Genomic DNA, 15,460 nt, shown 5'->3' with positions numbered 1-15,460 from the left:
GTCCATGAAGCCGCGCATGGAAAAGGTCCATTATTGCGAAGCCGCAGCGCCACCGCCGACGCACGGTGGCACCGGTCTTGCTGTGCAATGGCCATCTGCATCCTGGAAGGAAATCCCATGTCTTCGGGTCTTCAAAAAGTGCTCGGCCCGTTCCAGCTGTGGGGCATCGCGGTCGGCCTCGTCATCTCGGGCGAATACTTCGGCTGGAGCTACGGCTGGAACACCGCCGGCACGCTCGGCTTCCTGGTCGCCACCGTGCTGGTCGCGACGATGTACACGACCTTCATCTTCAGCTTCACCGAGCTGTCGACCGCCATTCCGCACGCCGGAGGGCCCTTCGCCTATGCGCGGCGCGCCTTCGGACCGACGGGCGGCTTCGTCGCCGGCTTCGCCACGCTGATCGAGTTTGTCTTCGCGCCGCCCGCCATCGCGCTGGCGATCGGTGCGTACCTCAACGTGCAGTTTCCAGGCGTCAACCCGAAATGGTTCGCGCTCGGCGCGTACGTCATCTTCATCGCGCTCAATTGGGTCGGTGTCGGCATCGCGGCGGCCTTCGAACTCTTCGTGACGCTGCTCGCCATCTTCGAGCTGCTGATGTTCATGGGCGTGGTCACGCCGGGCTGGTCGCTGGCCAACTTCGTCGCCAACGGATGGGCGGGCGGCGACGTGCTCAACGGCGCGGCAGTCCCCGGCATCTTCGCGTCGATCCCGTTCGCGATCTGGTTCTTCCTCGCCATCGAAGGCGCGGCCATGGCGGCTGAAGAAGCGCGCGATCCGCACCGGACCATTCCCATCGCCTACACGACCGGCATCGTCACGCTGGTGATCCTCGCCTTCGGCGTGATGATCTTCGCGGGCGGCGTGGGCGACTGGCGCAAGCTGGCCAACATCAACGACCCGTTGCCGCAGGCGATGAAGGTGGTGGTCGGCGAGAACAGCGGCTGGCTGCACATGCTGGTGTGGATCGGCCTGTTCGGCCTCATCGCCTCCTTCCACGGCATCATCATGGGCTACTCGCGGCAGATCTTCGCGCTGGCCCGCGCTGGCTACTTGCCCAAGTATTTCGCCGCTCTGAGCCCCCGCTTCAACACGCCGCACCGCGCGCTGTTGGCCGGTGGCGTGATCGGTGTCGTCGCGATCTTCAGCGACGAGCTGGTCCAGTTCGGCGGCCAGACCCTGACCGCCAACATCGTGACGATGGCCGTGCTCGGCGCGATCGTGATGTACCTGATTTCGATGGCGGCACTGTTCAAGCTGCGCAAGTCCGAGCCGGATTTGCTGCGCACCTATCGCGCGCCCTTCTACCCCGTGTTTCCAGCCATCGCATTCGGCCTGGGGCTGGTGTGTCTAGGGGCGATGGTCTGGTTCAATGCGATGCTGACGTTGTTCTTCGTCGTGCTGATGGCATTGGGCTACGTTTACTTTTTGGCGACGGCCAAACAGCGCCTGGCTGCTGCGCCGGATGCGATGCTTTCCACCTGAACGGGAAGTACCCGCTACCAGATCGACGCGCCAAGAACATGCGATACAGCACCACCATAGAGGGCCAAGTCTTCACGTTCGATGACCTCAAACAGGTCATGGCGTTCGCGAGTCCGGCGCGTTCAGGCGACTATCTGGCCGGCATCGGCGCGGCCACATCGCAACAGCGCATGGCTGCCCGATATGTCCTTGCCGACACGCCACTCAAGCGATTTTTAAACGAAGCGCTGGTGCCTTACGAGAGCGACAACATCACCCGCCTCATCATCGACAGCCACGACGTCGCTGCCTTTGCGCCCGTCTCGCATCTGACGGTCGGCGACTTCCGCAACTGGCTGCTGTCGGAGCAGGCGACCACCGTCACGCTCACAGCGTTGGCACCCGGCCTCACACCCGAAATGGTCGCCGCGGTTTCCAAGCTCATGCGCAACCAGGACCTGGTTTCGGTCGCCAAGAAATGCAGCGTCGTCACGCGGTTCAGAGACACAGTCGGCCTGCCCGGCCATCTGTCGGTTCGGCTGCAACCCAACCACCCGACCGACGACCTGCGCGGCGTCGCGGCATCGACGCTCGACGGCCTTCTCTACGGTGCTGGCGATGCGGTCATCGGACTCAACCCCGCATCGGACAGCATGCCGGTGCTCGGCAACCTGCTGCACATGCTCGACGAGGTGATCCAGCGCTTCGAGATTCCGACGCAGAGCTGCGTGCTGACCCACGTGACCAACACGTTGAAGCTGGTGGAAGCCGGGGCCCCGGTCGACCTGGTGTTCCAGTCGATCGCCGGCACCGAAAAAGCCAACCTGTCTTTCGGCGTGACACCCGAACTGCTCGACGAGGCGTATGCGGCGGCGTTATCGCTCAAGCGCGGCACGGTCGGCGACAACGTCATGTACTTCGAGACCGGGCAAGGCAGCGCGCTGTCGGCCAATGCCAACTTCGGCGTCGACCAGCAGACCTGCGAGGTGCGCGCCTATGCGCTGGCGCGGCGCTACAAGCCGTTTCTCATCAACACGGTGGTCGGCTTTATCGGACCCGAGTATTTGTTCGACGGAAAGCAGATCATTCGCGCAGGACTCGAAGACCACTTCTGCGGCAAGCTACTCGGCCTGCCGATCGGTTGCGACATCTGCTACACCAACCATGCCGAGGCCGATCAGGACGACATGGACACGCTGCTGGTGCTGCTCGGCACCGCAGGCATCAACTTCATCATGGGCGTGCCGGGGGCCGACGACGTGATGCTCAACTACCAGAGCACCTCGTTCCACGACGCGCTGTTCCTGCGCGAGACGCTGGGCTTGAAGCGTGCGCCGGAGTTCGAGGCGTGGTTGCAGAAGATGCAGATCACAGACAGCGCCGGTCGGCTCGCGCCACCCTCTTCCCATCAACCGAATCGACTGCTTGCAGACATGGGCGGCCTGGCCGCGCTCGGCGCATGACTTCGCCGGTCACGCCCGACCCCTGGCAGGAATGGCGCTCCCGTACGCCAGCACGCCTCGCCTTGGGCCGTGCCGGCTCCGGCATGCCGACCGACGAGACCTTGCGCTTCGGCTGGGCCCACGCGATGGCGCGCGACGCCATTCATGCAGCGCTCGATCTGGACAAGCTCGACGCCGAGTTGCAGGCCAATGGCTGGATCGTCGAGCGCGTGCGCAGTCGCGCGACCGACCGCACGGAGTACCTGCGCCGCCCCGACCTCGGCCGTCAACTCGATGCCGAAGACGCGGCCAGGTTGCGTGCCGATGCCGCGCAAGTCAACGAGGCGAATCGGGCCGAAGTGTGCATCGTGATCGGCGATGGCCTGTCGTCGCTGGCGATCGAACGCCATGCCGTACCGTTGCTCGCTGCACTGCGAAAACACTTGCCGCCCGACACGCGATTCGCGCCTGTCGTCATCGCATCGCAGGCGCGCGTGGCGCTGGCCGACGAGGCCGGTGAAGTGTTCGGCGCGGCGCTGTCGGTGATGCTCATCGGCGAGCGACCGGGCCTGAGTTCCCCCGACAGCCTTGGCATCTACCTGACCCATTCGCCGAAGCGCGGCCGGCACGACGCCGAGCGCAATTGCATCTCTAACGTGCGGCCCGAAGGCCTGGCCTATGACATTGCCGCGTTCAAGCTCGCATGGCTGATGCGCGAGTCGTTGCGTCGCGGCCTGACCGGTGTGGCACTAAAGGACGAGAGCGATCTCGCAGTGCTTGATTCGGCACCGCAAGAGCCTCGCGTCATTTCGCCGCACCCGCAGTCGCGCTCGTAGCGTTCCTGGGATCCGATTCGCGAGGTGACGCGGGAAGCGACGGCGCCGCCACACTTTCAGCCGGCGTTGCTTTCGTTACTGACTTTGGTCCAAAAACCCACGTCGTGAACGCAGCCGCAACGACCATGCCAACGGCGGTGATGCGCAAGCGCGTCGTGGTGGACATTGCCGCCGGAGGAGTTTCACTGGGCTCGTTCATCGTCTCAATGGGTTGTTGATGCATTGTGGCCGCGCGCGCCGCCAGCGCTGACTATGATCTTCGTCATGACCACACGCTACCCGCTCGCCGAACTCAAAGACTTGCCCGACGACATCCGCACCGCCGTGCTCGCGGTACAGGAGAAGGCCGGCTTCGTGCCCAACGTCTTCCTCGCGTTGGCACGTCGGCCGGCCGAGTGGCGTGCTTTCTTCGCGTACCACGATGCGTTGATGCTGAAGGAAGAAGGTTCGCTCACCAAGGGCGACCGCGAGATGATCGTCACCACCACCAGCGCTGCCAACCAGTGCCTCTACTGCGTAGTGGCGCACGGCGCCTTGCTGCGCATCTACGAGAAGAAGCCGCTGGTCGCGGACCAGGTGGCAGTCAACTACCGCAAGGCCGACATCACACCGCGTCAGCGCGCCATGCTCGACTTCGCGATGAAGGTCTGCGACCGCTCGCACGAAATCGAGGAAGCCGACTTCACCGCGTTGCATGCCCACGGCTTCGACGACGAAGACATCTGGGACATCGCCGCGATCACCTCGTTCTTCGGCCTGAGCAACCGCATGGCCAGCTTCAGCGGCATGCAGCCGAACAACGAGTTCTTCATGATGGGCCGCGTGCCACGCGAGAAGAAATAAGGCCTCAGGCCGCAGGGGCTCGGCACGCAGCGAACATGTCGAGCGCCGGCTTGTAGGTCGGCGACTGCACGTCCATTACACCGAGCGCGGTGTGGAACAGGTTGTCGTGCGTATAGGGCTTGTCGAGTTCGCCTTTCAGGCAAGCACTCGACAGCTTCTGGCGCTTGACCATGCCATCGCCGAACCACGCCACAAGCGGGATGTGCTTTTGCACTTCGGGTGCGATGCTGTAGGGCAAGCCATGCAGGAACAGGCCGAACTCGCCGAGCGATTCGCCATGGTCGCTCTGGTACAGAAGCGCGGTGTCGTAGTCCTTGGATCGCGTCTTGAGCCAGTCGATGGCGCGACCGAGAAAACGATCGGTGTACAAGATCGAGTTGTCGTAGCCGTTGACCAGTTCGGTATGGCCGCATTCAGCCAACGCATTGGTCCGGCATTCGGGCAGGAACTGCTTCACGTCGGCGGTCGAGCGCTTGTAGTAAGCCGGGCCGTGGCTGCCCATTTGGTGCATGACGAGCACCACGCCTTTGTTGCGGCGTTCCGGCGGCAAGGCGGCCAGCCGCTCGTCGAGTCCTTTGAGCAACGCATCGTCGAGGCACTCGTCGCCGTCGCAGAGCGCGGCCTTGTCGGCGGCCGAAAGACTTGTCACGGCCGACGCATTGGGCACGCGATTGCACACGTCCTTGCAGCCCGACTGGTTCTCGATCCAGAACACCGCGAGGCCAGACGCCTGCAGCACGTCGAGCAGGTTCTCATGCTCGTCTTTGCGCGCTTCGAAAGCCGTCTTCCCCAGCGACGAGAACATGCACGGCACCGACGCCAGCGTGTTGGTGCCGCACGAGTACACGTTATGAAAGCTGTAGACGTCACGCTTCGCCAGTTCCGGGTTGGTGTTGCGTGCATAGCCGTTCAGCGCGAAGTGATCGGCACGCGCCGTTTCGCCGACGACCACCACAAAGAGAGGCGGTTTGGCCTGGGCGGCATAGCTGGCACCGAGCTTGGCGCCAGCCGTGATCGGAATCAATTTTCCGCTGCGCTGAAAGAGCGGCTTGACCACCACGCGCATCGCCGAATAAAGCGGCGCCAACGGGTTGATCATGTAGCGCAGATGCACCTCGTTGCGCATCAACGGGGCGAGGTCGCGGTTCATGACAAAGGCGCCGCCGAGGCCGATGGCCAGCGCCACCGCGGCAAGCGCCAGGTTGCGCCACCCCTGCGACCACAGTGGCATCCGCTTGATGCGCATGCGCCAGATCCAGAAGCCCGGCAGCGCGACGACCAGCAGAACGTTGAGCGCCATGCGCCAGCTCAGCAGGTCGCGCACCTCGTGCGGATCGGTCTGCGTCGCATTGGCCATCATGCTCGGGTCCATCACGATGTGATAGGCCAACATGTAGTGCTGCACCACCGCAGCCAGCACCACGACCGCGAACCACAACGGCTTCATGAAGCGCGACCACGCGGTGAACGACAGCAGCGCGGTGGTGCCCGCGATCATCAGCAGCGCCATCGCGCCGATGGTGCGCAGGTACACGCTGGGCGCACCGCCGATGCGGGCCAGATCGATCCACAGCGCCCAGTTGGCGGCTACTGCCAGATACAGGCTCAGGCAGAAAATGAACGTGCGTGCCGACCGCGGTTGGCGAACCCATGCATCGAAAGTTGCGAGCGGGCTGGAAGTCGTCGTCATTCTTTTAATCCCTTGATATCTTCATGGCGCTTCATGCCGCCTCTTTAGCGGCAATGCGCACTGCGGGCCTCCGCGCGAAACGCACCGCCGCATCGATCGCGAACGTGACCGTCCAGCAAATCCATGCGGTCCACAACGTGTGGCTCATGTAGTGCGCGCCCCGCATCTGCTGAACGATGCCGAACACGCTGCCCATCACCAGCACCACGACCAGCCAGCGGCGCGCCACGGCCGGCGAGGAGCGCCTGAAGACGAAGTACCCGCCGAACCAGGCGAAGGCCGCTGAGGCATGACCGGCCGGAAAGCACCCACCCGGCCCACCGTCCGCCACCCCGATCGCCCAGTGCGAAACATAGCGCGCAATGCCGCCGAAAACCTGCAGATCCCATGGGCAACTGGTCTTGCTGTGCGACTTCATCAACGACACGGCGAGCACTGCGGCCAGCGCAGACAAGGCCAGCTGGGTTCGTTCGACGCGGTCGAGCTGCCGCAGCACGCCGACCGGCCAGCGAATCGACGCGAAGCAGGCGGCCAGCACGAACCAGCTGCCGATGCGGGGCACGTCGTGCAGCCAGAAAGAGAGCTGTTTGCTCCAGCGCCACGGAAATCCCGCCGGCGTGCCGAAGACCTGCGCCGCCGCCAGGTCGAGTCCGGACGCGTCCCAGGCCAGGACGCACAGGAGCAAGACGAGCGTGATGCCGACAAGACGGGACGTGCCGAGCGGAGCTGAAGGAAAAGAGGAAATGGGAGACGGTCGATTCATGCAGCGTTTAGACAGCGCAGCGAACGCGGGACGATCACGGTCGGTCGCGAAAACCGAGCCGTGAGCATAGGGCTTTAGCCTGAACGGAGTCTGAAGAGCGCACTAGACTCGACCGTTACCCATCGAGCGTCTTGAAGAGAGCCCAAGAAAAGGATACCGAGTGCGCGTTTTGCTGGTCGAAGACGACATGGCTTTGAGCGATGCGTTGCGGGGCTACCTGCAGGCCAAGTCATTCGTGGTCGACGCGGCACCCGGCCTGGCCGAGGCGCGTGCCGCACTGCTTCAGGCGCAGTACGCCGCCGTATTGCTCGACCTGCATCTGGGCGACGGCGACGGCCTCTCGCTCTTCCCACAAATACGCGCCCTGCGCGACCGTCCCATCGTCATCGTGCTCACGGCGCGCGACCAGGTCACCGACCGCATCCGTGGGCTGGATGCCGGCGCCGATGACTACCTCGTCAAGCCCTACGACCCGGCCGAGTTGCTGGCGCGCCTGCGTGCCGTCGAGCGCCGGCGCAGCTCGGTCGGCGCGCCGGTGCTGCAGTTGGGCACGCTCGAAATCGATCTGGCGCACGACAGCGTTTGCAAGAACGGCGAGCCGGTGACCTTGACGCAAAAGGAGTGGGCGCTGCTGCGGGTGATGGCGACACGCCCCGAGCGCATACACACGCGCGAGCTGCTGCAAGACGCGCTCTACGGCTTCGACGACGACACCGACAGCAACACGCTGGAGGTCTTCATAAGCCGGCTGCGCCGCAAGCTCGGGCACGGCCACATCCAGACCCTTCGCGGTCTCGGTTACCGATTGGCATCGGCGGCGGACGAGGATCGGTGAAGTGCGCGGCATCCAAATCGACACACTGGCTGGCCGCCTTGCCCGCACGCTGATCTTCTGGGTCGGCGGCATCTGGCTCCTGAGCGTGCTGGCGGTGGTCTGGTATGTCGACCGCGAGATCAATTTCAACTTCGACAACGAGCTGGTCGAGGTATCGCATCGCATGTTCGACATCGCAGTCGCGGAGGTCGATCGCCGCATCGCCGACAAAAGCCAGGGCCAGCCATTGGTCGCGCCGACGCCGCTCTTCAAGGATGCGGCCGTGAGCTACCAGGTGGTCGATGCCAGCGAGCAGGTGTTGCTGCGCTCGGCCGAGACACCGCCGGACACCTTCGACGTACCGGCGTCGCCGGGCTTCGTCAATCTCGACACGTGGCGCATCTACACGGTGAAGCACCCGACGCGCCCGCTGTTTCTGCAAGTGGCCGATCCGCAGAGCGAGCGACGCGATGCACTCAACCGCACGCTCTTTGGCATGCTGCTTCCGCTGGTCGCGCTGGTGCCGCTGCTGGCCGTGTTGCTGGGACGCATTGCCCGCACCGAGCTGAAGGTGCTGCAACAAATGACCGGTGAAATCGAACAGCGCAGCGGTGCCGACTTGCGACCGATCAGCCTGCCTGGACTCCCGAAGGAGCTGCTGTCCGTTGGCGATCATGTGAATCGCTTGCTGGAGCGGCTGGCGCAGTCGCTCGACGTCGAACGCGCGCTTGCCGCCAACGCAGCACATGAGTTGCGCACACCGCTCGCGGCCGCACGGCTGCGTCTGCAAACCGCCCTCGACCATGACCTGCGGCGCGAAGACGTGGCCGCCGCGCTGGCCGCCCTGGAAACGCTCAGCCATCGCACTGAAAAGCTGCTGCAGTTGTCGCGTGCAGAGTCGGGCGCGGCCTGGTCGCTCGACCGGGTCGATCTGGTCAAGCTGGCCGGCACCGTGGCCCAGGAGTTCTGGCGAGACGACCGCAACGATGGCCCGGACGGTCGGCTTCAGGCCCAGCACCGCATCGACCTCAAGGTGCCCGACGACGACTCAGATACCGAGACGGAGGCAGAAGCGCCCGCCACACTCGGCGACTTCGATGCGCTCGCCATCGCCTTGCGCAACCTGGTCGAGAACGCTTTGCAGTACGCCAACGGCACCCGCGTGACGATCGAAGTCACGCACGACTGCGAGCTCGTGGTGCGCGATGGTGGCCCCGGCGTTACGCCGTCGCAGCTGCAGTCGCTGCAGGAGCGGCATGTTCGACACAGCGCCGACCGGGCGGGCTATGGTCTGGGCCTGTCGATCGTCGCGACCATCGTGCAAAAACACGAGGGGCAGCTCGAACTGGCGTCGCCACCGTTCGGTGCGCTGCAGGGCTTCGAAGCGCGCATCGTGTTGAAGCCCGCGCCTAAGCGCATGTCGACGACGCGAGCGCCGGAAAGCCAGCTCAGTCGCTGACGAGCGAGCGCAACCAGTCCGGCAGAGTCGTGGCCTTCTGCTTGCCGTAGTCGATCCAGATCGTGGTCGCGCCACCCTCCGCACACACCACATCGGGTGCGTCGGCCCGCGCCATCGTCCCCCAAGTCTCGAAGGTGGTGCGTGCAGGGTCGCTCACATACATCTTGAGCAAGACGTTGCCGGGGTATTCGAGCTGACGGTAGAAGTTGCAAAAAGCATTGACGATCACCATGCCCTCGCCTTCGGGTGCATTCGTCGGTACGCCGAGTGAGCTCATCCAGTCGATGCGCGCTGTTTCAAGGTATCGAAAGTAGGTGCCGTTGTTCAGGTGACCCATTGCGTCCATGTCGCCCCAGCGAATGGGGATCGACATCTCGTAGACCAGCTTTTTCTTGGCGGGGAGCTCGATCCGCATGCCTTAAACCCCGAAGCCGTCGTCGGCCGCGATCACCGCACCGTTCACGAAGTGGCTCTGCCCGCTTGCCAGCAGCACGATGAGCCCGTCGAGGTATTCCGGCTTGCCGACCCGCTTGCGCGGCAGCATGCCCACCAGCTTCCTGCCGTTCTCGGTCTCCCAATGGTCGCGATTGATCTCGGTCGCGATATAGCCGGGGCACAGCGCGTTGACGTTGATGTCGAAGCGGCCCCACTCCAGTGCCATCGCCTTGGTCATCTGGATCACTGCCGCCTTGCTCATCGCGTACACCCCGATCTGCGGCAACACCTTGAGTCCCGCCATCGATGCGATATTGATGATGCGGCCGCCCATGTAGGTGCCCGGCGCCGCACCGCGAGCGCGCGCGATCATGCGTTTGGCGACCTCTTGCGCGACGAAAAATGCGCCCTTGGTGTTGGTGTCGAAGACGAAGTCATAGTCTTCTTCGGTCACGTCCTGCAGGCGCTGCGTGGTGCTCACGCCCGAGTTGTTGACCAGGATGTCGATGGCACCGACTTCGGTCTCGGCATGCGCCACGGCCGACTGGATACTTCCGATGTCGGTCACGTCCAGCTCGACCACGTGGGCGTCACCGCCCTCGCCCTCGATGCGGGCGCGCAGGTCTTTCAACCGGTCGACGCGCCGGCTCGCGAGCACCACCGCCGCGCCGGCACGTGCCAGCGTTTGCGCGAACTGCGCACCAAGACCACTCGAGGCGCCGGTCACGAAGGCCACACGGCCAGAAAGATCGATGCTGTATGCCATAAAGGTAAATCCTGTCCAGGGGTAGCGAGGCGGAGTCGCCGATGGATGACATCGGTGGCCGGACGCGCCGCATAAAATGGGTTTCCCCGCGGTGCTTGTGCCTCAAAAAATCATTATCGACGAGACCTTACAACCAATGACCCACGACGAAATCCTCGCCCAGTTCGGCCCCCGTGAAGCCATGGAATACGACGTGGTGATCGTCGGTGGCGGCCCGGCGGGCCTGGCCACCGCAGTCCGGCTGAAGCAACTCGCGGCCGAACAGGAGAAAGAGATCTCGGTCGTCGTGCTCGAAAAAGGCTCCGAGCCTGGCGCGCACATCTTGTCGGGCGCCATCATGGACCCGCGCGGCCTGGACGAGCTCTTCCCCACCTGGCGCGAGATGGGTGCCCCGCTGAACCAGCCGGTGACCGAAGACGCCTTCCTGCTGCTCAGCGAAAAAGGCGGCGTGCGTACCCCCAATTTCATGCTGCCGGGCAACTTCCAGAACCACGGCAACTACATCATCAGCCTGGGCAACTTCACCAAGTGGCTGGCGCAACAGGCCGAAAACCTGGGCGTCGAAATCTTCCCCGGCTTCCCGGCCGCCGAAGTGCTCTACACCGACGACGGCAAGGTGCGCGGCGTGGCCACCGGCAATTTGGGGCTAGGCAAGGACGGCGAGCCAACCGACAGCTTCCAGCTCGGCATGGAACTGCACGGCAAATACACCGTGTTCGCCGAAGGCTCGCGCGGACACTTGGGCCGCCAGCTCATCGCCAAATACAAGCTGGACGACGGCAAGGATCCGCAGAGCTACGGCATCGGCATCAAGGAGCTGTGGGAGATCGACCCGGCACGCCACCAGCCCGGCCTGGCCATCCACACGGCCGGCTGGCCGCTGCCGACCGACACGTATGGCGGCTCTTTCGTCTACCACGCGGAGAACAACCAGCTGATCGTCGGCTACGTGGTCGGGCTCGACTACCAGAACCCGTACATGAGCCCATTCGAGGAGTTCCAGCGCTTCAAGACGCACCCGAACATCCGCTGGTACTTCGAAGGACAAGACAAAGGCTTGAAGGCCCCCAAGCGCCTGAGCTACGGCGCCCGTGCCATCACCGCCGGCGGCCTGCTCTCGCTGCCCAAGACGGTGTTTCCCGGTGGCGTGCTGGTGGGCTGCGAAGCCGGCTACCTGAACGCGAGCCGCATCAAGGGCAGCCACGCCGCGCTCAAGACCGGCATGCTGGCGGCCGAAGCGGCATTCGAGGCGGTGCAGGCCGGGCGGCAGCACGACGAGCTCGTCGCCTACCCGGCAGCTTTCGAGCGGAGCTGGCTGCACACCGAACTCAACAAGGCACGTAACTTCAAGCAGTGGTTCAAGAAGGGTCTGGCTGTCGGCACGGTGATGACCGGCATCGAGCAGCTGGTGCTGCGCGGCAAGATCCCATGGACCATCCACCGCAAAGAGGCCGACCACGTGCGGCTGAAGAAGGCCAACACCGCGAAGAAGATCGTTTATCCGCGGCCGGACGGCAAGCTGACCTTCGACCGGCTCTCGTCGGTGTTCGTGAGCAACACGAACCATGAGGAAAATCAGCCGGCGCACCTGACGCTGAAAGACCCGACGGTGCCCACCCGCATCAACCTGCCCGAGTACGCGGGCCCGGAGCAGCGCTATTGCCCGGCCGGCGTCTACGAGTACGTGGCCGACGAGGCGAACGCCGGCAAGGAGCGGTTGCAGATCAACGCGCAAAACTGCGTGCACTGCAAGACCTGCGATATCAAGGACCCGACGCAAAACATCGTGTGGGTCACGCCCGAAGGCGGCGGCGGACCTAACTACGTGGGGATGTAGTCCGGGTCACCTGACTGGGTCAGGCCTTCAGCGCGTCGTCGATGATGTCGAGTGCGCGGTCGAACAGCGCATCGGGGATGGTCAGCGGATAGAGAAAGCGGATCACGTTGCCGTACATGCCGCAGCTGAGCAGCAACAGGCCTTGCGCCAGGGCGCGTTGTTGCACGCTGCGGACGGCATCGGCATCGGGCGCACCGGCCGCGTCGCGCAATTCGATCGCGACCATCGAGCCCTGCGCGCGAACTTCGGCGATGCCGGCATTCGATTCCTTGGCGGCCAGCAAGCGCATCGTTAGCCTTTCGCCAAGCCGCACCGAGCGTGCGCAAAGATTCTCTTCTTCGATCACGTCAAGCACCGCGAGCGCCGCAGCAACCGCCAGCGGATTGCCCGCGTAGGTGCCGCCCAGGCCGCCCGGCGCCGGCGCGTCCATGATGTCCGCGCGCCCCGACACGGCCGACAGCGGCATGCCGCCCGCCAGGCTCTTGGCCATCGTGATGAGGTCGGGCTCGACGCCGTGGTGTTCCATGGCAAAGAGCTTGCCGGTGCGGCCGAAACCGCTCTGCACTTCGTCGGCGATGAGCACGATGCCGTGCTGGTCGCAGAGCGCGCGCAGGCCCTGCATCAGCTCGGTCGGCGCTACGTTGAAGCCGCCTTCGCCCTGCACCGGCTCGAGGACGATCGCGGCGACGCGCTGGGGCTCGATGTCTGTCTTGAAGAGGCGTGCGATCGCGGCCAGCGAATCGGCCGCCGTCACGCCCTGCAGTGCCTCGGGGTACGGCACGTGGAACACCTCGGCCGGGAACGGACCGAAGCCGACCTTGTACGGCGCGACCTTGCCGGTGAGCGCGAGCGTCATCATCGTGCGGCCATGAAAGCCGCCGCCGAAAGCGATGACGCCCGAGCGCCGGGTGTGCGCACGTGCGATCTTGATGGCGTTCTCGACTGCCTCGGCGCCGGTGGTGAAGAAGGCCGTCTTGGTCGGCCCGCTGATGGGCACCAACGCGTTGATGCGCTCGGCCAGCGTGACCACGCTCTCGTACGGAACGATCTGGTAGGCCGTGTGCGTGAAGCACTCCAGCTGCGCGGCGATGGCTGCCACCACGCGCGGATGGCGGTGCCCGGTGTTGACCACCGCGATGCCCGCGGCAAAGTCGATGTACTCGCGGCCTTCGACGTCCCACAGGCTCGCGTTTTCGGCGCGCTGGGCATAGAAGTCGCACATCACGCCGACGCCGCGTGGGGTGGCAGCAAGGCGGCGGGTTTGCAATTCGCTGTTGGTCATGGCAATTCCTGTGAAGTCGATCGAAGGCAAAAGGAAGTCAGAAGTCCTGCGCCGATTGGACGCCGAATTGGCCCCAGACAAAAGATCCGCTTTACGCAATTGGATGGAGCCAATCACAATCGACCATGAAATCGATTTGCGCGGACCTCGTTTTGCAGCGGATGTCGCCTGAGAACGGTGCTCCACGGGAAGCAGGCACCGCACTCAACCGCCAGCTCTACGACTGCCTGCGCGGCGCCATCCTCGACGCCAGTCTGCCGCCCTCGTCGCCTCTGCCCGCCTCGCGCGACCTGGCCCGTGAGATCGGCGTGTCGCGCAACACGGTGCTGCACGCCTACGAGCAATTGCGCGCTGAAGGCTATGTGCACTCGCGCGTCGGCAGCGGCACCTTCGTCGCTGCGACCACGCCGGAAAGCTTTCTCTCGGTCGGCCGCACGGCGGCCGAAGTCGATGTCGCAAACGGGGACGTGCGCCTGTCGCGCCGCGCACAGGCGCTGCTCGCCAATGCCTCGGCCGCACCGCTGCAATGGGGCGCCTTCATGCCCGGCGTACCAGACGTCACGCAGTTTCCGCATCGCCAGTTCAGCCGCATCCTCACGCGGCTGTGGCGCAATCCCGCGCCCGAGCTGCTCACCTATTCGCACGGCGGCGGCCACCCTGCCCTGCGCGCCGCCATCGCAGAGCATCTGCGCGTGGCGCGTTCGGTGCGCTGCGCGCCCGACCAGATCCTGGTGACCGAAGGCGTGCACCAAGCGGTCGACCTTACGCTGCGCATGCTGGTCGATCCGCGCGATACCGTGTGGGTCGAAGAGCCTGGCTATTGGGGCTTTCACAAGGTGCTGCAGATGGGCTCGACGGTGGTGCGGCCCATGCGCGTCGAGGCCGTTGATTCCGCCGATGGCGGCTTGCCGCGCGGACGCACGCCGCCACGGCTGATCTTCACCACGCCGTCGCATCAGTACCCGCTCGGCTCGGTCATGAGCCTGGCGCGGCGACGCGAGTTGCTCGACATCGCACGCGCCTCCGAAGGCTGGGTCGTCGAAGACGACTACGACAGTGAGTTCCGCTTCGCCGGCAAACCTATTCCGTCGATGCAAGGCCTGGAAGCCGATGCGCCGGTGATCTACATCGGCACCTTCAGCAAGACGCTGTTCCCCGGTTTGCGCGTTGGCTACATGGTGCTGCCGCGCGCGCTGGCTGCGCCCTTTCGCACCGCGCACGCCGACCTGTACCGAGAAGGCCATGCCATCACGCAGGCGGCCCTCGCCGAGCTGATCGAGCAAGGCCACTACGCCGCACACATTCGTCGAATGCGCGTGCTCTACGCACGGCGGCGTACGTTGCTCGTAGCGCTGATCGTGCAGCACCTTGGCACCGATTTTCTCGATGCGCAATCGAGCAATGCCGGTCTGCATCTGGTGCTGCGTCTGCCCGACGATTGCGACGATGTGGCCATCGCCGAAGCAGCGCAGGCACGCGGCGTGTTGACCCGACCGTTGTCGCGCTACTACCTGCGCGGCGGCGGACGGCGTGGCCTGTTGCTCGGCTATGCGTGTGTCGAAGAAGCCGACATCGAACCCGCGCTTCGCGTGTTGATCGGGTGCTTGAAAGAGTTCATAAAGTTCAACGACCCGATCGGTCCCATCTGAAAAATGCACAGCGCCCGCATCGATTCACTTGCTACGCGACTCCTCTCCAGTCGCTACAGTGGGTATCCAGCCCATTCACCGGAGAGATTTGCAATGTCCCGACTCGTATCGATTCGCACGCTCGATTCACCCCACCTGGACGCTTCGGACGAAACCTGGCGCGCGCGCGTGCACCTGGCCGCG

13 protein-coding genes are annotated in these 15,460 nt (G+C 64.6%); 8 read left to right on the top strand and 5 right to left on the bottom strand.

Translation table 11 applies throughout. From position 1 onward, the window contains the following. The first annotated feature begins 117 nt into the window (after window positions 1-117). From eat to RCH10_RS20810, 4 genes are all read left to right on the top strand, one after another. Window positions 118-1,482 carry an ethanolamine permease gene (gene eat, locus RCH10_RS20825; protein ID WP_409053863.1) on the top strand — a complete coding sequence of 455 codons (1,365 nt, stop codon included), beginning with the start codon at window positions 118-120 and terminating at the stop codon, window positions 1,480-1,482. Between the two features lie 38 nt (window positions 1,483-1,520). Further along, window positions 1,521-2,924 carry an ethanolamine ammonia-lyase subunit EutB gene (locus tag RCH10_RS20820; protein ID WP_409053862.1) on the top strand — a complete coding sequence of 468 codons (1,404 nt, stop codon included), beginning with the start codon at window positions 1,521-1,523 and terminating at the stop codon, window positions 2,922-2,924. Further along, window positions 2,921-3,739 carry an ethanolamine ammonia-lyase subunit EutC gene (gene eutC / locus RCH10_RS20815; RefSeq protein WP_409053861.1) on the top strand — a complete coding sequence of 273 codons (819 nt, stop codon included), beginning with the start codon at window positions 2,921-2,923 and terminating at the stop codon, window positions 3,737-3,739. Before RCH10_RS20820 ends, eutC begins: the two co-directional genes overlap by 4 nt. Before the next feature lie 264 nt (window positions 3,740-4,003). Continuing rightward, window positions 4,004-4,582: a peroxidase-related enzyme gene (locus tag RCH10_RS20810; protein ID WP_409053860.1), complete on the top strand. Its 579-nt coding sequence runs from the start codon at window positions 4,004-4,006 to the stop codon at window positions 4,580-4,582. Between the two features lie 4 nt (window positions 4,583-4,586). On the opposite strand, the gene RCH10_RS20805 is transcribed toward RCH10_RS20810, so the two are convergent. Then, window positions 4,587-6,272, bottom strand: a complete 1,686-nt coding sequence (locus RCH10_RS20805; RefSeq protein ID WP_409053859.1) for a phosphoethanolamine transferase — start codon at window positions 6,270-6,272, stop codon at window positions 4,587-4,589. 31 nt (window positions 6,273-6,303) lie between these two features. Then, window positions 6,304-7,035 (bottom strand): phosphatase PAP2 family protein, encoded by a 732-nt coding sequence (locus tag RCH10_RS20800; protein WP_409053858.1) that lies wholly within the window; start codon window positions 7,033-7,035, stop codon window positions 6,304-6,306. A gap of 160 nt (window positions 7,036-7,195) precedes the next feature. On the opposite strand from RCH10_RS20800, the gene RCH10_RS20795 reads away from it, so the two are divergent. Continuing rightward, window positions 7,196-7,870, top strand: a complete 675-nt coding sequence (locus RCH10_RS20795; RefSeq protein WP_409053857.1) for a response regulator — start codon at window positions 7,196-7,198, stop codon at window positions 7,868-7,870. A gap of 1 nt (window position 7,871) precedes the next feature. After that, window positions 7,872-9,308, top strand: coding sequence for a sensor histidine kinase (locus RCH10_RS20790; RefSeq protein ID WP_409053856.1), 1,437 nt, complete (start codon window positions 7,872-7,874; stop codon window positions 9,306-9,308). On the opposite strand, the gene RCH10_RS20785 is transcribed toward RCH10_RS20790, so the two are convergent. Then, window positions 9,298-9,723, bottom strand: a complete 426-nt coding sequence (locus RCH10_RS20785; RefSeq protein WP_409053855.1) for an acyl-CoA thioesterase — start codon at window positions 9,721-9,723, stop codon at window positions 9,298-9,300. The genes RCH10_RS20790 and RCH10_RS20785 overlap by 11 nt on opposite strands. Window positions 9,724-9,726: 3 nt before the next feature. After that, window positions 9,727-10,509: an SDR family oxidoreductase gene (locus RCH10_RS20780; protein ID WP_409053854.1), complete on the bottom strand. Its 783-nt coding sequence runs from the start codon at window positions 10,507-10,509 to the stop codon at window positions 9,727-9,729. 136 nt (window positions 10,510-10,645) lie between these two features. Here RCH10_RS20780 and RCH10_RS20775 point away from each other — a divergent pair, with 136 nt between their 5' ends. Further along, window positions 10,646-12,346, top strand: a complete 1,701-nt coding sequence (locus tag RCH10_RS20775; protein WP_323500916.1) for an electron transfer flavoprotein-ubiquinone oxidoreductase — start codon at window positions 10,646-10,648, stop codon at window positions 12,344-12,346. A gap of 19 nt (window positions 12,347-12,365) precedes the next feature. Here RCH10_RS20775 and RCH10_RS20770 read toward each other — a convergent pair whose 3' ends face one another. After that, window positions 12,366-13,628 (bottom strand): 4-aminobutyrate--2-oxoglutarate transaminase, encoded by a 1,263-nt coding sequence (locus tag RCH10_RS20770; protein ID WP_409053853.1) that lies wholly within the window; start codon window positions 13,626-13,628, stop codon window positions 12,366-12,368. Between the two features lie 125 nt (window positions 13,629-13,753). Here RCH10_RS20770 and RCH10_RS20765 point away from each other — a divergent pair, with 125 nt between their 5' ends. Then, entirely contained in the window at window positions 13,754-15,277 is a 1,524-nt protein-coding gene (locus RCH10_RS20765) for a PLP-dependent aminotransferase family protein (RefSeq protein WP_409053852.1), read from the top strand. The last annotated feature ends 183 nt before the right edge of the window (window positions 15,278-15,460 follow it).

It is taken from the genome of Variovorax sp. GrIS 2.14 (assembly GCF_046115955.1).
Lineage (GTDB): Bacteria > Pseudomonadota > Gammaproteobacteria > Burkholderiales > Burkholderiaceae_C > Variovorax.
The sequence above is the reverse complement of the archived record's forward strand: the minus strand, read 5'-3'. Positions and strand labels throughout refer to the sequence as shown.